Below are 22,635 nucleotides of genomic sequence, written 5' to 3'. Positions count from 1 at the left end.
GAGAGCAGGATGCTTGCCACAATAAAAAACTACCCCCGCACCGTTAACCTGTTGCTGAGCGCCACGTTGCTGCTGACGCTGGCCAAGGCGATTACGTTTCCCTACTTGGTGATCTACCTCACCCATCATTTCACCCTCGACATCACGCAAGTTGGCCTGGTGATCGGCAGCTCGTTGATCGTCGGCTCGCTGCTCAGCGTGTATGGCGGTTTTCTAGTCGACCGCATCAACAGCTATCGGTTATTGCTCTGGATGAGCGTGCTGTTTGTGCTGGGGTTTATTGGCACGCTGGTGGCGCAGAACATCTGGACGTTTTATAGCTGCCTGATCCTGATCAACCTTGCGTACGCGGTCATCGATATTGCGGTGAAGGCCGGCTTTGCGAGCCTGCTGCCGGAAGACGCGCGCAGCGAAGTGTTTTCCATCAAGTACACCCTTACCAACATTGGCTACGCGGTCGGGCCGTTTTTCGGTGCGATGGTGGCGAAGATGGATATCAGCCTGCCGTTTATGTTATCGGCGCTGCTGGGGGCGGGGTTTTTCCTGCTGTATTGGCGCTGGGGCGATCGCACGCTAACCACAGTGGACGTGGCGCAAAAGCCAGTGTCGTTTCTTGCCGTTGGCCGTGTATTGCTGCAGGACCGTCGGCTGGTGTGCTTCACGATGGGCGGTGTGCTCAGTGCAGTCGTGTTCGGCCAGTTCACGGCCTACCTGTCGCAGTACCTGGTGATCACCACCACAGCGCAACACACTTACACCGTGATCAGCGCCGTGCTCACCACCAACGCGGTGATGGTGATCGCTTTGCAATATGTGATCGGCCGGCGCATATCACACCGTTATTTGAGCCAGTGGCTCATCTTCGGCTTGAGCATGTTCATGTTGGGGCTGATCGGCTTTGCGCTGTCCACCAGCGTGCTGTGGTGGGTGCTGGCAATGGCGGTGTTCACGGTGGGGGAGATTATCGTGTTCCCGGCCGAATACATGTTTATCGACCGGATTGCCCCGGACCATTTGAGGGGCATGTACTACGGCGCGCAGAACCTGTCCAACCTCGGCGCAGCCCTGGGGCCGGTGTTGTGTGGGCTGGTACTGGCCAACCTGCCGGCCCACACGATGTTCTACATGCTGGGGATGTTTATCGTGGCCGGCGGTGTGTTCTATTTCATTGGTTCGTCGTTGAAGGGAAGTCATTCAGCGTGAGCTTGCCCATGGTGTTGCACTGCAGTTCGTAGCGCAGTTCTTCCACCATTTTTTCCACTTCTATCGGGGTCTGCAGCCGGTTGGTGCTGATCCCGGTAACCACCAGATCAACCCGGCCGGTATCGGCGTCGTAGACCTTGAGGGTCAAGGACGCATCCCGGCACAGGGTGAACTCGCAGGTCAGTGGCGACAGGCCTTCTTCGATGCAATTTCGCAGTTGGGCGAGGGTAAACATGCGTGTTCCTTCAGGGCATCCAGTTCGATGCCTTGAAGGTTATTGCTTACGCCGCCCCGCCATAAGTTGAATTCGCACTAGCTGCACTAGTGCATTTGCACTGTCAGGGCTTGTTTTTCAGGCGCAGTTCACTCGCGAACAGCCCGCGTTCGCGGGCCCAAACGATGGCCGCGCTGCGGCTGTGCACCCCCAATTTGGAGTACACCGTGGCCACGTGGTTGCGCACGGTGTTGGGCGCCAGTTTCAGGCGTGAGGCGATCTCTTTGTCGGCCAGTCCTTCACAGATCAAGCCCAGCACATCGCGCTCGCGGGCGGTGAGGTCGGTGAAGCTGACGTTAGGCAGGTTGGGGCTGTTGACGCTCTTGGCGTTAGCCAGCTTTTCGATCAGGGTCTGGCTGAACCAAGAGGCGTCCTGCATCACTTCCTCGATGGCCGCCACCAACTCCAGTTCCGAGCGCTTGCGTTCGGTGATGTTCATCAGCACCAGCAGGTAGCAGGGCACGTCCTGGATGATCACGGTGTCGGCGGAAACCACGCAGTCGATCACTTCGTTGCCCTTTTTGCGCACCTTGAGGTCCTGGCCATCCAGGTTGCCGGCTTTTTCCAGGGTGGTGAACAACTGTGTGCCTGCCTGGGGGCTGTCGATAAAGTCGATGTCTTCGATGGACTTACCGATCAGTTCTTCGCTGATATAGCCAGTGATGTTCATAAAGGCTTCGTTGACGTCCACCACCTGGCGGTTAGCGGCGTTACACACCAACGTGGGCACCGGCGTAAGGCGGAACGACTTGGCGAAACGTTCTTCACTTTGGCGCAGGGCCACTTCGGCCTTGCGTCGAGGCTCAAGGTCGGTGAACGAAAACAGCATGCAGTCTTCTTCGTTCATGTCCAGCGGCTGGCCGGCGACGATCACCAGTTTGCTGCCGCCTTCGGGCAGTTTCAGTTCGGCCTGCATCTGCGGGATAGTCGCGCCTTCGCCCAAGCGCTGGATGGCCAGGTCTTTGCGCTCTGCCTGCTCCAGCACATCCAGTTCATACACGGACTTGCCGATGACCTGGTCGCGGTTGTGGCCGGTCATCTCCAAAAAGCCCTGGTTGACCTTGATGTAGCGCAGGTCGCTCAAGCGGCAAATCACCGCGGGCGCGGGGTTGGCGTTGAAGGTTTTTTCGAAGCGCTGCTCGGCGCTGGCCCATTCGGTGGCGTCGCTGAGGATCAACACCAGTAACTCCGGCTCGCCGTGGGAGTCAGTGATCACAAGGCTGCGCAGGCGGTGGACCCAGGTTTTGTCCGGCTCGGCGATGGGCGTGACTTCCACCACCACGTCGCTGAATTCATCGCCTGCCGCCGCGCGGGCCAATGGGTAACTCTCCGGCTGTACGGGATGGTTATTGCGATAACGCAGGGTAAAACGCTCGGCGTAGGCCTGGGCGTTCGCACCCAGTGCCTCCACGTCATCCACACCGTGCATGGTCAGCGCGGCTTCATTGGCCCACAGGATGGTCTGGTCGACTTCCGCGAGGATAATCCCATCGGAGAGCCCGGAGATAATCTGCTGCAGTTGGCGGCGGTTGGTTTCTTTGGCAAGTACATCCTGGGTCATGATTTCTCCGGTGTAGGGGCGCATGGACGTACGACATCCTGCCTTCACGATAGTGCAAAGAAACTGAGTACGGGGGAGTGCGAATGCACCAGGCACACTGGTGCATTTGGGCCATGACTGAACGTATGTCGTTTCGCCAGACTCCATCCATCAAGGCATTTCGCCTTGCCTCAACAACATGTGAAGGACCTCTGTATGACCACTGTCTATGAAACCAATCGCTCGTTGTTTCGTGTGTCCTGGAGCTCGGTGCTCGCCGGTAGTGCAATTGCCCTGGTGACCTACCTGGTCCTCAGTGTGTTGGGCACTGCCATCGGTGCCAGTGCGGTTAACCCGATGCAAGCCGGTAACCCGCTGAGCGGTTTCGGCACGGGGGCCGGGATCTGGCTGTTTGTCTCCACATTACTTGCCATCGGTGTGGGTGCCTTCGTCGCCGGCCGCACGGCCCCGGATCGTGGCGGCCTGCACGGCGTGCTGACCTGGACCGTCACCACCTTGCTTACCACCTGGCTGTTGGCAGGCTTGGCCGCCAGTGTGGTTGGCACCGCCGGTAACGTGGTTGGTAAAGGCTTGTCTGCTGCCGGTAGCGGGATTGCCGCCGCCGCGCCTGGCATCAGCGATAGCGTCAAGCAGCAACTGAACGAGCAGGGCATCCAACTGGACTGGAAAAGCCTGCAAGGCGAACTGGACACCTTGCTCAAGCAAAGCGGCAAGCCTGAGCTGGACCCGGCCAATGTCGAGCAGAAAACCGACCAGGCTGCCGCCGATGGCAAGCAGACAGCGACTACCGCAGCGACCGATCCTGCCCAGGCCGGCGATGCGCTGAAGCAGTGGTTTGAGCGCGTCAAAGCCTCCGGTGAGCCAGCGCTTAACGCGGCTGACAAAGAAGCCTTGGTCAATATCGTTGCTGCCCGTACCGGCAAGAGCAAGGAAGAAGCCACACAAATCGTCGACAACTATGCCCAGGCTTATCAGCAAGCCATGCAGAAAGTTGACGAGCTGAAACAGCAGGCTGAGCAGAAGGCCCGTGAAGCAGGTGAAGTCGCGGCCAAGCAATTGTCCCGCGCGGCCTGGAGTACGCTGGCGATGCTGTTGCTGGGTGCGGCGTTGAGCTTCTTTGTAGGGCGCATGGCATTGACTAACCGTCGCGTGCCGTTGGCTTAAGGCTATGTTGTGGCGAGCGAGCAAGCTCGCTCGCCACAAGGAGTGATGGGTATTTGGGCGTTGGCACTTGCCAAGTCCCGCTGATTCTGGGAAAACCCGGCCCTTTCGCCTTCAACGAGAACCCCCATGAGCAACAACGAACTCCAGATCACCGACACCCGCCCTGGCACCGGCAAAGCCGTCGTCAAGGGCGCGCTGATCACCACTCAATACACAGGCACCTTGGAAGATGGCACGGTGTTCGATTCGTCTTGGGCGCGGGGCAAGCCGTTCCAGTGTGTGATCGGTACCGGTCGTGTCATCAAAGGCTGGGACCAGGGCTTGATGGGCATGCAGGTGGGTGGTGTGCGTACGTTGCACGTGCCGGCGCATCTGGCTTATGGCGAGCGCTCCATGGGCGCGCATATCAAGCCCAACAGCAATCTGCGCTTTGAGATCGAGTTGTTGGAAGTACTGACGCGGGATGAATGAGAAGAGTCGAGCGATATGGATATCAACTGCACCATCAAGGACGTTTATATAGTTGAACTGGGTGCCGGCGATGAGGCTGAGCTCCAGCGTTTTTTTGAGCGGGCGCCGGATTACTTCATGGCGGTTAACGGCGAGCCTGCCAGGCCAACCGAAGCGCACGAAGCGTTGCAGAACCAGCTTCCGCCGGGCTGGCGTTGCAGCCGGATCTACTGGTTGGGTTATCGCGGTGCGGACGGGCAACTGGTCGCCGTGGTGAATATTGCGGCCGATTTGCTCGCAGATGGCGTATGGCATATCGGTCTGCTGCTGGTAGATGCCCGTTTTCATGGCACTGGACTGGCGCAGCAGGTGCATGCGGATCTTCAAGCGTGGGCGATCGAAAATGGCGCTCGGTGGCTGCGGCTGACAGTGGTTGTTGGCAATTCCAAGGCCGAGCGTTTCTGGCCGAAGCTCGGCTATGTCGAGGTGCGCACCCGCGAGGCAATCAGGATGGGCCGCCAGGTGAACCATGTGTCGATCCAGGTCAAGGTTCTGGCCGAAGGGCAGCTTGATGGGTATCTGGCATTGGTTGCCCAGGATCGCGCCCTCCCACATTTTGATCCTCGGTGAGCTCAGGAAAACGCCTACCTGAACCCATCCTGAAGAATCTTCTTATTCATCATGCGGAAACTTTCCTACGGTTTACTCTCCTGAAGTCGGGGCGTAAGCTTCGCGCGTTTTCATCAATAGCGGAGACCCTCAGTGGGTACTTGTTCGAGTGACAGTAGTCGGCCGGTTTCGGTAACCGGCATAGGCTTGGCAAGGTAACGCGCATTTATCCGATGCCGTTGTCTCGCCATCAAAGCGAGAAGCGGCATCCCGACAGCGGCCAGTTCTGGTGCTGTCTCGATCCTCTTTCATCGACGCTGACCAGCACCTGAGTGACCTCAGGATGCTACGGACGCGCCTGCCTTTTGCGGCGGGCGGGCCAAGCTGACTGCGCCTGTCTGACAGGCGTGGTGCGCAGCGGCAGTACCTGCACGACGGTTTTTCCTCGCGCAGGAGTAACACCATGAACCTCACTCTGTTGAAAGAGTTCTTCGCCGGCTTCCTGCGGACCCGGCACATCGCCCGGCACTTCCGTCGCCTGGCCATGCTCGAAACCGTCACCGACGCCAGCGTCAGCCGCGAAGTGCCGCCGACCCTGGCGCAAACCCTGGTGGCCGCGGCCAACAGCAGCACCACGCAATTGCTCGGCACGTTGGGCAGTCATGCCGAGGGCTTGAACACCCAGGAAGCCGATGCCCTGCGTGTGCAACACGGCCTCAATGAAGTCGAGCACGAGCAGCCGCTGCCGTGGTGGGTGCATCTGTGGCACTGCTACAAAAACCCCTTCAACCTGTTGCTGACCTTGCTGGCGGTGATCTCCTGGCTGACCGAAGACATGAAGGCCGCCACGGTGATTTTCTCCATGGTGGTGCTCTCGACGCTGCTGCGTTTCTGGCAGGAGGCCAAGTCGAACAAGGCCGCCGATGCCTTGAAAGCCATGGTCAGCAACACCGCCACGGTGCTGCGTCGTGATGAGGCCAAGCGCGTCGAGTTGCCGATCAAGCAGTTGGTGCCCGGCGACCTGATCGTGCTGTCGGCCGGTGACATGATTCCCGCCGATTGCCGCGTGCTCAGTGCCAAGGACCTGTTTGTGAGCCAGGCGGCGATGACCGGTGAGTCGATGCCGGTGGAGAAGTTCGCCCAGCATGAGGACGCCAATACCCGCAATCCTCTGGATCTGGACAACATCCTGTTCATGGGCACCAACGTGGTGTCCGGTGCGGCGACGGCGGTGATCCTGACCACCGGCAACAACACCTACTTCGGTGCCCTGGCCCAGCGCGTGACCGCCACTGATCGCGCTACCACTTCGTTCCAGCATGGGGTGAACAAAGTCAGTTGGTTGCTGATCCGCTTTATGTTTGTGATGGCGCCGTTGGTGCTGTTTATCAACGGCTTCACCAAGGGCGACTGGACCGAGGCGCTGCTGTTCGCGTTGTCGATTGCCGTGGGTCTGACCCCGGAAATGCTGCCGATGATCGTCACGTCCACCCTGGCCAAGGGCGCGGTGTTTTTGTCGCGCAAGAAGGTCATCGTCAAGCGCCTGGACGCGATCCAGAACTTCGGCGCGATGGACGTGCTGTGCACCGACAAGACCGGCACCCTGACCCAGGACAAGATTTTCCTGGCGCGCCATGTGGATGTGTGGGGTGAAGAATCCGACGACGTATTGGAAATGGCCTACCTCAACAGCTACTACCAGACTGGCCTGAAGAACCTGCTGGACGTGGCGGTGCTGGAACATGTGGAGGTGCATCGCGAGCTTAAAGTCGGCACCGCCTTCCATAAGGTCGACGAGATCCCATTCGACTTCAACCGCCGCCGTATGTCGGTGGTCGTCGCCGAGCAAGGCTTACCGCACCTGCTGATCTGCAAGGGCGCCGTGGAGGAGATCCTCTCGGTGTGCAACAGCGTGCGCCACGGCGACACCAACGAAGCACTCACCGATGAGCTGTTGGCGCGCATTCGCCAAGTGACCGCAGCGTTCAATGAAGAAGGCCTGCGTGTGGTGGCCGTGGCTGCGCAACCGATGGAACCTGGGCGCGACACCTACAGCTTGGCAGATGAGAACAACCTGACATTGATCGGCTATGTGGCCTTCCTCGACCCGCCCAAGGAAAGCACCGCGCCTGCGCTGAAAGCCCTGAAAGCCCACGGTGTTGCGGTCAAAGTACTGACCGGTGATAACGAACTGGTCACTGCAAAAATCTGCCGCGAAGTGGGATTGGAGCAACAAGGTCTGTTGATGGGCAACGACATCGAAGACATGACTGACGCTGAGTTGGCCAGGGCCGTGGAAACCACCAATGTGTTCGCCAAGCTGACGCCCAGCCATAAGGAGCGCATTGTGCGCCTGCTCAAGGCCAACGGGCATGTGGTGGGTTTCATGGGCGACGGCATCAACGATGCACCGGCGCTGCGCACGGCGGACATCGGTATTTCGGTGGACAGCGCGGTGGACATCGCCAAGGAAGCGGCCGACATCATCCTGTTGGAAAAGAGCCTGATGGTCCTGGAGGAGGGCGTGCTGGAGGGCCGCCGCACTTTTGCCAACATGCTCAAGTACATCAAAATGACCGCCAGCTCCAACTTCGGCAACGTGTTCTCGGTGCTGGTGGCGAGTGCGTTTATCCCGTTTCTGCCGATGCTGCCGATGCACCTGCTCGTGCAAAACCTGCTGTATGACATTTCCCAGATTGCGATCCCGTTCGACCACGTCGATGACGAGATGCTGGCCAAGCCGCAACGCTGGCAGCCGGGGGATGTGGGGCGCTTCATGCTGTTTTTCGGGCCTATCAGTTCGATCTTTGACATCACCACGTTCGCACTCATGTGGTACGTGTTCGATGCCAACACACCAGACCATCAGACGCTGTTCCAGTCGGGCTGGTTTGTGGTGGGGCTGCTGACCCAGACGCTGATCGTGCACATGATTCGCACCCCGAAAATCCCGTTCCTGCAAAGCCGTGCGGCGATGCCGTTGATGGTGATGACGGGCGTGATCATGGCCGTGGGGATTTTCCTGCCAATGGGCCCGCTGGCGCACTACTTCAAATTACAGGCGCTGCCTTCGCTGTACTTTGTGTTTTTGCCGGTGATCCTGCTGGCGTACATGGCGCTGACCCAAGCGGTGAAGGGCTACTACATCCGTAAGTTTGGCTGGCAATGAATAGGGAAGCTCTCCTATGCAAGCAATCAACAACATCAACCTCAACTCCCTGATCGACACCCTGGTCAGCCTCACCGCCGCGTTTATCCTCGGTGGCCTGATCGGTTTCGAGCGCCAGTACCGGCAGCGCACGGCGGGCCTGCGCACCAATGTGCTGGTGGCGGTGGGGGCAGCGATTTTTGTCGACATGGCCAACCGACTCGGTGGCGCGGAAGGCGCGGTGCGAGTGGTTGCGTATGTGGTGTCGGGCATCGGCTTTCTTGGTGCCGGCGTGATCATGCGCGAAGAAGGCAATGTGCGTGGCCTCAATACCGCCGCCACGCTGTGGGCGTCGGCGGCCGTGGGGGCGTGTGCCGGTGCCGACCTGGTGCTCGAAGCGTTGCTGGGCACGCTGTTTGTGCTGGCGGCCAATACGTTGCTGCGGCCAATCGTCAATAACATCAACCGCCAGCCGCTGGATGTGGTGTCGGCGGAAGTCACCAACATCCTGTATGTGATTGCCCGACGTACCCAGCAAACCGCGGTATTGGCGTTGCTGGAATCCGAACTCGCGCGCTGTAACTACCCTGCCAGTGATGTCGACGTGCGTCCGTTCGGCACCGAGGAGGTGGAAATCGAAGCCACACTGGCGGTGACGTCGGTCGACGGTGACGAGTTGGACGCCCTGGTGGTGCGGATTTCCAGGTCGACCCTGGTGGTACAGGCCTTCTGGAGCCCGAGTACCACCGAGTAACGTTCGATGACTCAACCTTGCTGTGCCGAGGAAAAGTCCTACATTTAGTCGAGATTATCCCTTCATTGGAAAAAACAGTCGGTTGTTAAGGTTGCGCGCTTGCGCCTGCTCAGGAATCAAGGCGCGGCTTTACGTGTTTACTGTTTTTTTTCAAAAGGAGGGGCCTTTACTGCCTGAGTTGTTGTAGGGAGTAATCAGCACCGTTTGTCGGAACTGTTACTTTTCACAGGTAGTTGGGTCTCGCGTGATATGTAAGCGTACTGATCTTCTCAGGGGAGTCTTATGAGCAACAAAGCTTTAATAGTGGATGACCACCCTTTTATACGCGCCACCGTCAAATATCTGCTGAAGCAGGAGGGCTTCGACAAAATCTACCAGGCGGGTAACGGCGCTGACGCCATGCAGATTGCTCGCGAAACCCGCCCTGACCTAATCATTCTTGACCTGGCGATGCCTAAGCTCGGTGGGTTGGAGGTGATCAGCCGGATCAAGGCGCTGGAGCTGCCTTGCAGGATCCTGGTGCTGACCTCTTATCTGGCGGTGTTCTTTTCGACTCGTTGCATGCGCGCTGGTGCGATGGGGTTTGTCGCCAAGACAGGTGAACTTGATGAGCTGCAGAAGGCGATCAGGGCGATCAGGTCTGGCTACAGTTGCTTCCCCAGCCTGCCCACCAGTTCGGTGCGTCGCGACGATTTGCAGTCCACTGAGCAGGAGTTGGTGGCGGCGCTGTCTGACCGCGAATTGACGGTGTTGCAAAAGCTGGCGCTGGGCCTGGGTAACAAGGAGATCGCCGAGGACATGCTGTTGAGCCATAAGACCATCAGTACCTACAAAACGCGGCTCAAGGAGAAGTTGCGCATGTCCTCGGTGGTTCATCTGTCCAAGTTTGCCCAGCGCAATCATCTGATCTGAAATGATTACCTCCCGGCTGGCGAAACACGCGGCCATCCTGCTGATGGGGCTGTTGCCTTGGGCGGCGATGGCCATCGAAGCACCCCGCGACCTGAGACTGCTGGGTCACTCCACTTTTGCAAACCCTTCTGTAGTGTTGGACGAGGCCGACTGGCGCTGGCTGCGCGAGCGGCGCACGCTGTCGATGGGCGTGTCGGCCCCTGATTTCGCCCCCTTTGACCTGAGCAGCAACAACGATGAATTGGAGGGCATCACCGCCGATTATGCGGCACTGGTCGCCCAGGCACTGAATGTCTCGATCGACGTGAAGCGGTACGACACCCGCGATGAGGTGATCGATGCCCTCAAGGCCGGCGAGGTAGATTTTGTGGGGTCGGCCAATGGCTATGAGGCGGCTGACTCGGAGTTGGTACTGTCCCGTTCTTACGCCAATGACCAACCTGCGCTGGTAACGCGCGCAGGGGAAAGCCAGGCGCTGAAAGCTGACCTTTCGGGTAAGCGCGTGGCGATGCTCTACCACTACATGCAGCCCGACGCCGTTCAGGCGTTTTATCCCAATGCACAGTTGCTCTTATTTGCCTCGGCCTTCGAAGCCATAGGTGCTGTTGCGTTCGGCCAGGCCGATGTGTACCTGGGGGACGCTATCAGCACTCGTTATCTGATCAACAAGAACCACCTCAACAACGTGCGCATGGCGGATTTTTCCGCACTGGAGGTCAACCCTTTCGGGTTCGCATTCGCCAAGGACAATACACGCCTGTTGGGCATCATCAACGCCGCTTTGGCCGACGTTCCGGCCAGCCAGCAGCTGGAAATCCTACGTCGTTGGAGTGCCGGTGGCAGCGGGTTTCTGGAGGCGGATCAGCTGCGCTTAAGTGAAAGCGAGCAACGCTGGCTGGAGAAGAACCCCCGGGTGAAAATCGCGGTGCTCGACAAGTTTGTGCCGCTGTCTTTTTTCAACGGGCAGGGGCAATTCGAAGGGTTGAGCGCCGAAGTACTGTCGCGCATCAGTTTGCGCACAGGCTTGAAGTTCGATGTGGAGCGCGGCAGTTCGTTGCCCGCGCAAATTGATCAGGCCAGCGCCGGTCGTGTGGACATGCTGGCGGTCGTCACCCCGAGTGCCGAGCGGTCCGAAAAGATCCGTTTTACCCGACCTTACCTGTCCAACCCCTATGTGTTGGTGGTGCGTGCCGACGACGAGCAACTGGTGACCCTGGAAGATATGCCCGGCAAGCGCCTGGCAATCGTTAGCGGCGACAGCCTGGTCGCACAAATCGCCAAGGACTATCCCAATATCGGGTTTGTCGACGCGCAGAACCCTGAGCAGGCAATGGAATGGGTGGCCAATGGCAGCGTCGATGCGACGGCGGTTTCGCTGATCAGCGCGCGCTACATGATCGCGCGCCATTACCTTAAGCGTTTGCGTATCACCAGTACGGTCGGGAGGGAGCCTGCGCGGATTACGTTTGGAGTCAACCGCAGCGAACTGGAGTTGTACTCGATCCTCGACAAGGCATTGTTGAGCATTTCACCCGAAGAAATGGATGAGCTGACCAACCATTGGCGCAGCGAGATCATCATCGAAGACAACTACTGGATGCGTCACCGCAATATGATTATCCAAGGGTTCGGCTTAGCCGCGCTGCTGTTGCTGGTGACGCTGGGCTGGGTGTTCTACCTGCGTAATCTGATTCGCAAACGCGCCCAGGCCGAACGTGCTTTGAGCGACCAGATGCGTTTTATGAGTGTGCTGATTGATGGCACGCCGCACCCCATTTATGTGCGTGATCGCCTGGGTCGCTTGATGGCCTGCAATAACGCCTATCTCGATGTATTCGGGTTCAAGTTGGAAGACGTCATCGGTAAGACAGTGGTGGAAACCGATACAGGTAACCCGCCCCAGGCCCGTTCGTTTCATGCCGATTATTTGCGTTTGATGGAGTTGGGTGAACCGCAGATCCATGACCGCGTGCTCAAGGTGCCGGGTGGTGGCGTTCTGACCATTTACCAGTGGATGCTCCCGTACCGCGATAGCAATGGCAGTGTCGTGGGCATGATTGCGGGCTGGGTGGATGTCAGCGAGCGCCAGCGCTTGTTGCGCCAGTTGCAGGAAGCGAAGGAGGAGGCTGACGCGGCCAATCGTGCCAAGACTACGTTCCTGGCGACCATGAGTCATGAAATCCGCACTCCCATGAACGCTGTGATCGGCATGATCGAGCTGGCGCTGAAGAATGCCGAACAGGGCAGGGCTGACCGGGATGCGCTGGAGGTCGCGTCGGTGGCGTCCCGGGGCATGCTGGAGTTGATCGGCGATATTCTCGACATTGCACGGATCGAATCCGGCCACCTTTCCCTTAGCCTGGAGCCAGCCAATCTGCACGAACTGTTGGCCTCCGTGGCGCGGGTGTTTGAGGGGTTGGCGAGGGACAAGGGCCTGTTGCTGCGAGTGGAACTTGACCCGTTGATAGATCGACCCGTGATCGTCGACCCGCTGCGCTTCAAGCAGGTGGTGTCCAATTTATTGGGCAATGCGATCAAGTTCACCGCCTCCGGTCAAGTGTCGCTGGGCGCCCAGGGCGTACCTGTGTTGGACAGTGACCAACTGAACGTGCGGTTGTGGGTGGAGGATTCGGGCATTGGCATCAGCGCCGAAGACCAGCAGCGCTTGTTCAACCCCTTTATCCAAGGCAGTAATAATGAGCAGCCAGGGCGAAGTGGGTCGGGTCTGGGGTTGGTGATCAGCCGTAACCTGTGCGAGATGATGGGCGGTCAACTGCATTTGAGTAGCGTGCTGGGCAAGGGCACGCGAGTGGACGTGACATTGGCGCTTGCAATGACCACCGCCCTTCCGGTCTCTGCACCGGTCCCGCATATACCGCCTGCCCGTGGGTTAAACATTCTGGTGGTGGATGATTACCCAGCCAACCGCTTGTTACTGGCTCGACAACTGAGTTTTCTGGGGCATCGCATCACTTCGGCAGAGGACGGTGCACAAGGATTTGCACTGTGGCAGGCCGGACATTTTGATGGCGTGATCACCGATTGCAATATGCCCTTCAAGGATGGTTACGCGTTGGCGCGTGACATTCGTGCACAAGAGCACCAGCTTGGGTTGACGCCGTGCCTGTTACTTGGGTTCACCGCCAACGCACTGCCGCAAGAGGCTGAACGCTGCCGGCAAGCAGGCATGGACGGTTGCCTGTTTAAACCTACCGGCCTTGAGGACTTGCGCTTGGCCTTGGCACCACGGACCGCCGGAGTCGCCACGGATAACGCCGGAGCAGCGTTTGATTTAAGCCCGCTGCTCACGCTGACGCAGGGCGATGACGATGCTCTCAGCGAACTGCTGACGCCTTTGCTGGACAGCCTCGAAGAGGACCGTGCTTTGCTGTCGACGCTGAAAGGGCAAGGCGCTTTCGCCAAGCTTCACGACCTGGCTCATCGTGTCAAAGGAGGCGCGCGCTTGGTCAAGGCTGAGGTGCTGACCTCCTGCTGCGAGACCTTGGAGGGCGCATGTGAGCGGCGTGATAGGGGGGCGTTGGACGCTGCAGTTGAGTCCGTAGACGCGGCCATCGAACAGTTGCAGCACAGCCTGAGTCGTTATGGCAATCAGGCTTGACTGAGGAGGAGGGCCATTCGGTTGATTTGGGAGAACTCCTACGCGAAGCGGGAATATGCCTGATTTTGTCTTCGGGATATGTCTGGAAAATAGGCGGCGCTCACTGACGAGCGCTGCCTGCCCAGGTGTTTGCCATGCCGAACAAAGCACTGACCATCCTGATTGCTGATGAACAACACCTGCAACGGTTGTACATCGAAAAAATGCTCAATCAGTTGGGGTACCACCGGATCGTGCCGGTACAAACCTTCGAAGAAGTCCAGATACTCACGGCTATCCCAGCCGAACCCTTTGACGTGCTGATTATCAGCGCGGGTTTGATAACCCATGGCTGCGGGCCCCAGCCCCAGGTGCGCCATGTACTGGTCTACGATCACCTGGATCTGGGGGCACCCTGCGGCGCAACATCGGCGGTGGTGGTACGGCTTCCCGGTGTGCCGGACAACGTCAATCTCGAACATTTCATGGACATTATCGACCCACCCGAGGCCACGGTCGGCCTGCGGGTGTTGCCGTGGCTGCGCGAATTATCGCGCAAAACGGTGGCCGGGGTTTAGTCCCACTTCGGCGCGATGCCCTTGGGGCTGGTCAAGCGGTGGCCACGTTCCAGCCCGGCAATCTGCGCCATATCGGCAGGGCTCAAGGTCAGCTGCATGGCCTTGAGGTTGCTTTCCAGATTGGCGTGTTTGGTTGACGATGGGATGACCGCGTAACCCAACTGCATGGCCCAGGCCAGGGCGACTTGTGCCGGGGTGGCTTGGTGGTGCTTCGCGATCTGCTGGATCACGGGGTCTTTGAGCACTTCGCCGTAAGCCAGAGTCATGTATGAGGTGATCTGGATACCGTTGGCGGTGGCAAAATCCACGACGTGCTGGTTTTGCAGGTAGGGGTGCAGTTCGATTTGGTTGGTAGCGATGTGCTCGGCGCCCACGGCTGCGATGGCCTGCTTCATCAGGTCGATGGTGAAGTTGGAAATACCAATCTGGCGCGTCAGGCCCATGCGTTTGGCTTCCAGCAACTGCCCCATGAACTCGGCGACGGGCACTTGGTCTTCCGGCGATGGCCAGTGGATCAGGGTCAGGTCCAGGTAATCGGTCTTGAGCTTGCGCAGGCTTTCCTTGAGGCTTGGGATCAGTTGGCCTTCGGCGAAATTGGCGATCCAGATCTTGCTGGTGATAAACAGCTCACCCCTTGGGATGCCACTGTCGGCGATAGCTTGGCCAACATCTGCTTCGTTCTCGTAGATTTGCGCGGTGTCGATGGCGCGGTAGCCCAGTTCAAGGCCGGTGCTGACGGAGTCGATTACCACTTGGCCTTGCAGGCGAAAGGTGCCGAGGCCGAAGGCGGGGACTTTTTGCGTGAGGATAGACATCAGTAACTCCATTAGGGCTGTAGGCAATGGAGTCAAGTATCCCCTCGTCGTTCCTTCGCAAACACAGTCGAATCCGAAAAGGACTCTTGACTGAATGTCACGAATGGCAAGTGTGTGGAGCTGGGGCATGAGGCGCTGTACCCACTGTAGCAGCGCCTTGAACGATCAATCTTAAGCGCGCAGGCGCTCGGCAGCCGCACGCAACAACTGCTCGGTGGCGGTCCAGCCCAGGCAGCCGTCTGTCACTGACACACCGTATTTCATCGAAGGGCTCAACGGCTGGCATCCTTCGAACAGATGGCTTTCGAGCATCATGCCGATCAGCGAAGTGTCACCCTGCAAGCGTTGCTCCAGCACGTCATTGAAGACGGCCGGCTGACGCAGTGGATCCTTGCCGCTGTTAGCGTGGCTGCAATCGACCATGATCCGTGGCATGACCTTGGATTGGGTCAGGCCGTGCTTCACCTCTGCCACGCTCTGAGCATCGTAGTTCGGCCCACGGTGACCACCGCGCAGCACCAGGTGGGTATCGGGGTTACCTGAGGTCTGAATGATGGCCGGGTGGCCCTGGCTGTCGACGCCGAAGTGACGGTGCGGATGGGACGCCGAACGCATGGCGTCACAGGCAATCGCGACGCCGCCGTCGGTGCCGTTCTTGAAACCCACGGGCATGCCCAGGCCGCTGGCCATTTCGCGGTGGATCTGCGATTCCGTGGTGCGCGCGCCAATCGCCACCCAGCTGAGCAGGTCATCGAAGTAGCCGGCGGCCATGGGTTGCAGCAGTTCAGTGGCGACGGGCAGGCCCAGGCGTAGCATCTCGCGCATCAGTTCGCGTGACAGGGTTAAACCGGCGGCCATGTCATCACTGCCATCCAGGCGAGGATCGTAGGCCAGGCCTTTCCAGCCGATCGTCGTGCGTGGTTTTTCGACGTAGGCGCGGATCACCAGCAACATCTGGTCACTGACCTCAAGGGCCAGTTTCTTCAGGTTGCGGGCGTATTCCATGGCCGATTCCGGGTCGTGGATCGAGCATGGGCCGACGATCACCAGCAAGCGGGAATCTTCGCCATTGAGGATGGCGCGCACGGCTTGGCGATGGGCGTGGATCTGTTCAGTGAGGAACGGGCTGAGGGGCAGTTGGTGCTTGAGCTCAAGGGAGCTGGGCAGACGCTGGGTCAGGGTTTCATTGGCGCAAGTCAGAGCGGCAACGGGTAGAGCGGCGACGGAGGAGTTCATATTCAAGGCTTCCTGGTCAAGCGGCGGGCTATTCCCGCGCGCTTGGCCTACTGGGGTGTTCGACAATTGGCCGTATCGGCTACGTGTGTTGGCTTGCCACCAATAGGTGACCGATCGGAGGCGGCAGGCTGTCCCGAGCGGAGCTTGCTAAATCGCCATGCAGTGCAAGTGTCGTAGCGGTAATAGGTGGCGTAGTTCATGTCGTGATTCCTTTAAGTGTTCTTGACCAAGTCGAAAAGTGTATGGAGGCCTGAAAAACAAAACCCCCGGTCGGGGAGCCGACCGGGGGTTAGATTTCTCTGGTAGGCGACCCCTTGAGTAGTGGGCGCCGATTTCAGGTATCAGGCGCGCCAGTGGCTAAACCAATACCCAAAATAAAAGCTGACCAGTGCGCTCGAACCGTTCACACGGGTAGCCGACACCGAGCGCTGGGCGCTGGCAGCAGGGCAAACCTTAGTGTGGGTGAGTTGCAACATGGTGTGTCTCCAAATGATGGTCGGAGCTTACTAGAGGCAAGCAGGGAGATTCAATCAGTAATTTCTATTGTATGGGGGTACTTACGGCTATGGGGTGAGTGCCGATATGCTGGTCACACTCACATACCGATTGCTTGGACGCGACCATGACTGCCTTCAGCCTTGCTGCTGCTCAATCCATTTCCATTGCGGGCGATGTGCCGGCAAACATCGAACGTCATTTGGCATTTATGCGTGCCGCAGCGGAGCAGGGGGTGCAATTGCTGGTATTCCCCGAGTTGTCGTTGACGGGCTATGAGCCGTCGCTGGCCGCTGAACTGGCGATTGCGCCAGAGGATCGGGTGCTGGCGCCCTTGCGTGAAATGGCGCAGGAGCTGCGACTGACGGCGGTGGTGGGTATGCCGATCCGACTGGCGCCAGAGGCGGGTGTGTTGATCGGTGCTCTGGTGCTGGGCGCGGACGGCTCCCTGGCGGTCTATACCAAGCAACATCTGCATGACGGCGAAGAAGCCGCGTTTGTCCCAGGGCAGGGCGGTGCTGTTGTTGAATTTGGGGCTGACCGGATTTCACTGGCGGTGTGTGCAGACTTTTCCCACGCCAGTCATCCGCGTGCTGCGGCGCAAGTGGGCGCCACTGTCTATGCCGCCGGTGTGCTGATCAGTGAAGGCGGCTACGCAACTGACAGTGCGCTGCTCCAAGGCTACGCCGCTGAATATGGCTTGCTGGTGTTGATGGCGAACCATGGTGGGCCTTCGGGTGGCTGGGCCTGCGCGGGTCGCAGTGCGATCTGGGCCGCCGATGGCAGTTTGCTTGCTGTTGTGCCCGGGGTAGGGAATGCGCTGCTGATCGCGAGTCGCCACGCCGAGCGTTGGACCAGCCAAGTGATAGCTCTGTAAATGGCCTTTCACCTGCGCGCTGCGACCGACCAGCACCTGCCCTTTGCACGAACGCTGACCCAACAAGCCATGGCCCGCTATTACGTTCAGTACGGGTTGTTGTGGTCCAACGATGGCTTCGACACCGCGTGGGCAGGTCGGGAAAACTGGCTGATTTGCCGGGACGACACCGTTTTGGGGTTTATCAGTCTGAGCCGTGATAGCCGGGCGCTCTACATTCGGGAGTTGCATCTGCTCGAAGACTGTCGCGGGATCGGCGCCGGGAGTTGGGTATTGGCGCAGATGACGCTCAAGGCGCAGGTGCTGGGCCTGTTGCGCCTGACCGTGTTCAAGACGAATCCGGCCAAAAAACTCTATCTGCGTATGGGATTCAATATCGTGGGCGAAGAAGACTACTTCTTGCGTATGGAGCGTGTCTGCAGCTAAACCATGCGTTCAATCCTAATAAGCGCATACTGGCTTCAGGAGTTGACTTCCTGATCGGCGTTTTGGCCATCAGCCTCAGAAAGGATAATCCCTTCTTTCATACCCAAAAGGACCGCTACCTTGTGGGCCTCCCCACGCCGTCCCTTTTTGCGCCCAGCGAGCACTTGATAGGTGGTTGCCGGATCGACGCCATGTTCTCGAGCGAACGCTTGAACTGACTTGCCTTGGTGTTCCAGCCAGGCCTTGGCTTGTGCTGCGGTACGGATTCCGGGCATAGTTCAAAACCGTTCAAGTTTGTTTAAATAAGGGATGAGAGTGTCACCTCTTGGGGTGTGCCAAACAGGATCATACATCCAAATGAGTGGAATCGGTTTGCGTTTGAGGCAAGAAAGGGAGCGACTTGGTCTGTCGCAAAAAGTATTTGGTGAAATCGGAGGCGTTGAAGCCAACGCACAAGGTAAATACGAAAGTGGAGGACGTGCACCTAAAGCGGACTACTTGTCTCGCGTCGCCGCGAGAGGTGTGGATGTGCTGTACGTTTTGACTGGCGCAGCCACGCCGATTCAATTGGAAAACCTGAGCCACATCGAAGAGAAGGTACTCGGGGATTACCGCGCAATGTTCAAGGAAGACCAGGCTGCGATCCGTCGCCTGACCTCTACTTTGGCCGAGCATTCATCGTCGATGAATGGAAAAGCCAAGCCAAACCCCCAGGATTCCTGACGCTTCGCCCAGCAAATTGAGCCATCCGCCTCCCGGCGGGTGGCCGTCGCTTAACCAAACTCCATATATATGACGCGTGCAACTAGGTCTGCGCCTTGGTTTTTTGCTAAGGTGTTCGGCAACCTATAAGACCATTTCGCGAGGTGTCTGCTTGATTAGGGTGCTAGTAGTCGATGACCATGATCTCGTTCGTACAGGCATTACACGAATGCTGGCTGACATCGATGGCCTGCAAGTAGTCGGCCAGGCCGAGTCGGGGGAGGAATCCCTGATTAAGGCCCGGGAGTTGAAACCCGATGTGGTGTTGATGGACGTCAAGATGCCTGGGATCGGCGGTCTTGGTGCAACGACCAAATTGCTGCGCAGCCATCCGGACATCAAAGTCGTGGTGGTGACTGTGTGCGAGGAAGACCCGTTCCCGACACGTCTGCTGCAGGCTGGTGCTGCGGGTTACCTCACTAAAGGGGCAGGCTTGGCGGAAATGGTCCAAGCCATTCGCCTGGTGTTTGCCGGCCAGCGCTACATCAGCCCGCAGATTGCTCAGCAGTTGGCCATCAAGTCCTTCCAGCCTGTCAGCGACTCGCCGTTTGATGCACTGTCGGAGCGGGAAATCCAGATCGCCTTGATGATCGTCGGTTGCCAGAAGGTGCAGACGATTTCCGACAAACTGTGCCTCTCACCCAAGACCGTTAATACCTACCGCTATCGCATTTTCGAGAAGCTCGCCATCAGCAGTGATGTTGAATTGACCCTGCTCGCGGTGCGCCACGGCATGGTGGACGCCAGCGCCTGACATGACCACACCGTTTGATCCGAGTGCCTTTCTCTCAACCTGCAGTGGCCGCCCTGGCGTGTACCGCATGTTCGACAGCGAGGCCCGCCTGCTTTACGTCGGCAAAGCCAAGAACCTGAAGAATCGTCTGGCGAGCTATTTTCGCAAGAGCGGTCTCGCGCCGAAAACTGCCGCCCTGGTAGCGCGCATCGCCCAGGTCGAAACCACCATCACCGCCAATGAGACCGAAGCGCTGTTGCTTGAGCAAACCCTGATCAAGGAATGGCGGCCGCCCTACAACATTCTGCTGCGTGACGATAAATCCTACCCCTATGTGTTTTTATCGGACGGTAATTTCCCGCGCCTGAGCATTCACCGCGGGGCGAAGAAGGCGAAGGGCAAGTACTTCGGGCCTTATCCCAGCGCTGGGGCAATTCGTGAAAGCTTGAGCCTGCTGCAAAAAACCTTTTTTGTGCGCCAGTGTGAAGACAGTTTCTACAAGAATCGCACGCGGCCTTGCCTGCAATATCAGATCAAACGCTGCAAAGCGCCTTGTGTGGGCCTGGTGGAGCCGTCGGAGTACGCCGAGGATGTGCGCCATTCGGTGATGTTCCTAGAAGGACGCAGCAATGCGCTCACCGATGAGCTATCGGCAGCCATGGAGCAGGCGGCGAGTACCCTGGATTTTGAGCGGGCTGCGGAGCTACGCGACCAGGTCTCCTTGCTGCGCCGTGTCCAGGACCAACAAAGCATGGAAGGTGGCACCGGCGACGTTGACGTGATCGCGGCCTTCGTCAACCCGGGCGGCGCTTGTGTGCACCTGATCAGTGTGCGCGGCGGGCGAGTGCTCGGCAGCAAGAACTTCTTCCCGCAGACCGGTATCGACGAGGAAGTGGCCGAAGTCATGGCCGCCTTCCTGGGCCAGTACTACGTGAGCAGCCCTGAGCGCGACCTGCCGTCGGAGCTGATCGTCAACGTAGTGCACGAAGACTTCCCCACCTTGATCGAGGCGATCCACGAACTGCGTGGCCGCGAGCTGGACATCAGCCACCGCGTACGCGGCACCCGCGCGCGTTGGCAGCAATTGGCGGTGACCAATGCCGAGCAGGCCCTGAGTGCGCGCCTGGCCAACCGGCAGCATGTGGCCGCACGTTTCGACGCCCTGGCCGAAGTCCTCAATCTGGACGAGCCACCACAGCGCCTGGAGTGCTACGACATCAGCCACTCCAGCGGCGAGGCCACCGTAGCCTCCTGTGTGGTGTTTGGTCCGGAAGGGCCGATCAAGTCCGACTACCGGCGCTACAACATCGAAGGTGTGACCGCCGGCGATGACTACGCCGCCATGCACCAGGCTCTCACGCGCCGCTTCAGTAAGTTGAAGGACGGGGAGGGCAAGTTGCCGGATATCCTCCTGGTCGACGGCGGCAAGGGGCAACTTTCCATGGCCCGCGACGTGCTCAACGAGCTGGCGGTACCTGACCTGATCCTGCTCGGCGTGGCCAAGGGGGCCACACGCAAAGCGGGTTTCGAGACGTTGTACTTGAATGATGCCGCCCATGAGTTCACTTTGAAGGGCGATTCGCCCGCGCTGCATTTGATTCAACAGATTCGCGACGAAGCTCACCGTTTCGCCATTACCGGCCACCGCGCACGCCGTGGCAAAACCCGGCGAACCTCAACTCTGGAAGGGGTGGCCGGGGTCGGCCCGACGCGACGTCGCGACTTGCTTAAACATTTTGGTGGCTTGCAGGAGCTGTCCCGTGCCAGCATTGACGAGATAGCCAAAGCACCCGGTATCAGTAAAAAGCTCGCTGAGCTGATTTATGCGAATCTGCACAGCGAATAGAATGCCTTTCCACCTCGTAGCCAGTTGTGCCGATGAATATCCCTAATCTGATCACCGTTCTACGCGTCTTGCTTATCCCGATTTTCATTTTGTTGTTCTATCTGCCGTACGAATGGAGCTACTTGGCCTCCAGTTCGGTGTTCGCCTTTGCGGCTGCCACCGACTGGCTTGACGGCTACCTGGCCCGCCGCTTGGAGCAGAGCACGCCTTTTGGCGCGTTCCTGGACCCCGTGGCCGACAAGCTGATGGTGGCTGTCGCTCTGGTCCTGCTGGTGCAAGAGCACGGTAATCTGTGGCTGACACTGCCGGCCGCGGTGATCATCGGTCGTGAGATCGTCGTTTCGGCTCTGCGCGAATGGATGGCCGAAATTGGCGCCCGCGCCCACGTAGCCGTGTCCAACATGGGGAAATGGAAAACTGCCGCGCAAATGCTCGCGCTGGTCATCCTGCTGGCGAACCCGTCGGATTTCTCCTTTTGGGTATTGCTGGGCTACGCCTTGCTGCTTATCGCCGCCGGTCTGACCCTGTGGTCGATGCTCCAGTATCTGCGCGCTGCCTGGCCACATCTGCGCACTACTGTTGAAAAGAAATAAAACTTTTTTGAATCAAGAGGTTGACGGGTGCTCAGGATTCTATAGAATGCGCATCACCAAGCGGGAATAGCTCAGTTGGTAGAGCACGACCTTGCCAAGGTCGGGGTCGCGAGTTCGAGTCTCGTTTCCCGCTCCAAGCATTACGAAAAAGCCACTCAATAGAGTGGCTTTTTTTTGCCTGTGATTTATGGAATGGACGCTTCGGCGTCTTTTTTCGTTTCTGCGCAAAACCACTGTAAACCAGGGTAATCCCGTACGTTTGAGTAGTGTCTTATGGCGTTTTTACGGGGCGCCTGGAAATCGTATGTTGGCTTGCCTCTTCAGGTTATCGGAGGAGTATTGGGTGCTGACTCTTTAACAGGAACTCAGCAACTTTGACGGCTTGTCACCCATGCTGATCCGCCAGTTTGTGTTCCAGGTAGTGAATGTTCACACCACCTTCGCAGAAGCCTTCATCACGAACCAGGTCCCGATGCAGCGGGATGTTGGTCTTGATGCCATCGACCACGATTTCGTCCAGGGCGTTACGCATGCGGGCCATGGCCTCGTCGCGGGTGGCGCCCCAGGTGATCAGCTTGCCGATCAGCGAGTCATAGTTGGA

At 58.6% G+C, this 22,635-nt stretch carries 20 protein-coding genes, 1 tRNA gene and 1 pseudogene; 16 read left to right on the top strand and 6 right to left on the bottom strand.

The genetic code is table 11. The annotated features are described in order from the left end of the window. Positions 1 to 9: 9 nt before the first annotated feature. Positions 10 to 1,203 carry an MFS transporter gene (locus tag BW43_RS15325; protein ID WP_032886632.1) on the top strand — a complete coding sequence of 398 codons (1,194 nt, stop codon included), beginning with the start codon at positions 10 to 12 and terminating at the stop codon, positions 1,201 to 1,203. Here BW43_RS15325 and BW43_RS15330 read toward each other — a convergent pair. Next, positions 1,166 to 1,438 (bottom strand): DUF1652 domain-containing protein, encoded by a 273-nt coding sequence (locus BW43_RS15330; protein WP_032886630.1) that lies wholly within the window; start codon positions 1,436 to 1,438, stop codon positions 1,166 to 1,168. The two genes, BW43_RS15325 and BW43_RS15330, sit on opposite strands and share 38 nt — an antisense overlap. A 103-nt stretch (positions 1,439 to 1,541) precedes the next feature. After that, on the bottom strand, positions 1,542 to 3,038 hold the full coding sequence (locus BW43_RS15335; protein ID WP_032886725.1) for a PAS domain S-box protein: 1,497 nt from the start codon (positions 3,036 to 3,038) through the stop codon (positions 1,542 to 1,544). A gap of 195 nt (positions 3,039 to 3,233) precedes the next feature. Here BW43_RS15335 and BW43_RS15340 point away from each other — a divergent pair, with 195 nt between their 5' ends. From BW43_RS15340 to BW43_RS15375, 8 genes are all read left to right on the top strand, one after another. Further along, positions 3,234 to 4,202, top strand: a complete 969-nt coding sequence (locus tag BW43_RS15340; RefSeq protein WP_032886629.1) for a hypothetical protein — start codon at positions 3,234 to 3,236, stop codon at positions 4,200 to 4,202. A 126-nt stretch (positions 4,203 to 4,328) separates the two neighbouring features. Then, a complete protein-coding gene (locus BW43_RS15345) occupies positions 4,329 to 4,673 on the top strand; it encodes an FKBP-type peptidyl-prolyl cis-trans isomerase (protein ID WP_032886628.1) in 345 nt (114 codons plus the stop codon). A gap of 15 nt (positions 4,674 to 4,688) precedes the next feature. Next, the gene (locus BW43_RS15350; RefSeq protein WP_032886627.1) at positions 4,689 to 5,282 is read left to right on the top strand and encodes a GNAT family N-acetyltransferase; all 594 of its coding nucleotides are present in this window, start codon (positions 4,689 to 4,691) and stop codon (positions 5,280 to 5,282) included. Positions 5,283 to 5,724: 442 nt separating this feature from the next. Then, positions 5,725 to 8,430 (top strand): magnesium-translocating P-type ATPase, encoded by a 2,706-nt coding sequence (gene mgtA, locus BW43_RS15355; RefSeq protein WP_032886626.1) that lies wholly within the window; start codon positions 5,725 to 5,727, stop codon positions 8,428 to 8,430. Positions 8,431 to 8,446: 16 nt separating this feature from the next. After that, complete coding sequence (locus BW43_RS15360) at positions 8,447 to 9,163, top strand: MgtC/SapB family protein (protein ID WP_032886625.1); 717 nt, start codon at positions 8,447 to 8,449, stop codon at positions 9,161 to 9,163. A 282-nt stretch (positions 9,164 to 9,445) separates the two neighbouring features. Further along, the gene (locus tag BW43_RS15365; RefSeq protein ID WP_032886624.1) at positions 9,446 to 10,075 is read left to right on the top strand and encodes a response regulator transcription factor; all 630 of its coding nucleotides are present in this window, start codon (positions 9,446 to 9,448) and stop codon (positions 10,073 to 10,075) included. A gap of 1 nt (position 10,076) precedes the next feature. Beyond that, a complete protein-coding gene (locus BW43_RS15370; protein WP_032886622.1) occupies positions 10,077 to 13,694 on the top strand; it encodes a transporter substrate-binding domain-containing protein in 3,618 nt (1,205 codons plus the stop codon). Positions 13,695 to 13,828: 134 nt separating this feature from the next. Next, entirely contained in the window at positions 13,829 to 14,251 is a 423-nt protein-coding gene (locus tag BW43_RS15375; protein WP_032886621.1) for a hypothetical protein, read from the top strand. On the opposite strand, the gene dkgB is transcribed toward BW43_RS15375, so the two are convergent. Beyond that, positions 14,248 to 15,066, bottom strand: coding sequence for a 2,5-didehydrogluconate reductase DkgB (dkgB, locus tag BW43_RS15380; protein ID WP_032886620.1), 819 nt, complete (start codon positions 15,064 to 15,066; stop codon positions 14,248 to 14,250). The two genes, BW43_RS15375 and dkgB, sit on opposite strands and share 4 nt — an antisense overlap. 171 nt (positions 15,067 to 15,237) lie before the next feature. Continuing rightward, positions 15,238 to 16,302 carry a 3-deoxy-7-phosphoheptulonate synthase gene (locus tag BW43_RS15385; protein WP_032886619.1) on the bottom strand — a complete coding sequence of 355 codons (1,065 nt, stop codon included), beginning with the start codon at positions 16,300 to 16,302 and terminating at the stop codon, positions 15,238 to 15,240. Positions 16,303 to 16,924: 622 nt separating this feature from the next. Here BW43_RS15385 and BW43_RS15390 point away from each other — a divergent pair. Both BW43_RS15390 and BW43_RS15395 read left to right on the top strand, forming a co-directional pair. After that, positions 16,925 to 17,674, top strand: coding sequence for a carbon-nitrogen hydrolase family protein (locus BW43_RS15390; RefSeq protein WP_032886618.1), 750 nt, complete (start codon positions 16,925 to 16,927; stop codon positions 17,672 to 17,674). After that, positions 17,675 to 18,100, top strand: coding sequence for a GNAT family N-acetyltransferase (locus BW43_RS15395; RefSeq protein WP_032886617.1), 426 nt, complete (start codon positions 17,675 to 17,677; stop codon positions 18,098 to 18,100). It begins immediately after the preceding gene. 35 nt (positions 18,101 to 18,135) lie between these two features. On the opposite strand, the gene BW43_RS0127445 is transcribed toward BW43_RS15395, so the two are convergent. Continuing rightward, positions 18,136 to 18,375 (bottom strand): DNA-binding protein, encoded by a 240-nt coding sequence (locus BW43_RS0127445; protein WP_032886615.1) that lies wholly within the window; start codon positions 18,373 to 18,375, stop codon positions 18,136 to 18,138. Positions 18,376 to 18,457: 82 nt separating this feature from the next. Here BW43_RS0127445 and BW43_RS15400 point away from each other — a divergent pair, with 82 nt between their 5' ends. The 5 genes from BW43_RS15400 (at position 18,458) to BW43_RS15420 (ending at position 22,170) form a co-directional block, all read left to right on the top strand. After that, positions 18,458 to 18,823 (top strand): helix-turn-helix domain-containing protein, encoded by a 366-nt coding sequence (locus BW43_RS15400; RefSeq protein ID WP_032886614.1) that lies wholly within the window; start codon positions 18,458 to 18,460, stop codon positions 18,821 to 18,823. 151 nt (positions 18,824 to 18,974) lie between these two features. Next, entirely contained in the window at positions 18,975 to 19,616 is a 642-nt protein-coding gene (gene uvrY, locus BW43_RS15405) for a UvrY/SirA/GacA family response regulator transcription factor (protein ID WP_032886613.1), read from the top strand. A 1-nt stretch (position 19,617) separates the two neighbouring features. Continuing rightward, the gene (gene uvrC / locus BW43_RS15410) at positions 19,618 to 21,441 is read left to right on the top strand and encodes an excinuclease ABC subunit UvrC (RefSeq protein WP_032886612.1); all 1,824 of its coding nucleotides are present in this window, start codon (positions 19,618 to 19,620) and stop codon (positions 21,439 to 21,441) included. Positions 21,442 to 21,473: 32 nt separating this feature from the next. Continuing rightward, positions 21,474 to 22,034: a CDP-diacylglycerol--glycerol-3-phosphate 3-phosphatidyltransferase gene (gene pgsA, locus BW43_RS15415; protein ID WP_032886611.1), complete on the top strand. Its 561-nt coding sequence runs from the start codon at positions 21,474 to 21,476 to the stop codon at positions 22,032 to 22,034. Between the two features lie 60 nt (positions 22,035 to 22,094). Further along, positions 22,095 to 22,170, top strand: a tRNA-Gly gene (locus tag BW43_RS15420). Positions 22,171 to 22,419: 249 nt separating this feature from the next. On the opposite strand, the pseudogene BW43_RS0127440 reads toward BW43_RS15420, so the two are convergent. Further along, positions 22,420 to 22,635: pseudogene (locus BW43_RS0127440) on the bottom strand (acetyl-CoA carboxylase biotin carboxylase subunit); the annotation flags it as partial.

The sequence above is a fragment of the Pseudomonas sp. RIT357 genome (assembly GCF_000632245.1).
GTDB lineage: Bacteria > Pseudomonadota > Gammaproteobacteria > Pseudomonadales > Pseudomonadaceae > Aquipseudomonas > Aquipseudomonas sivasensis.
This window is presented reverse-complemented; position numbering and strand designations above follow the sequence as displayed.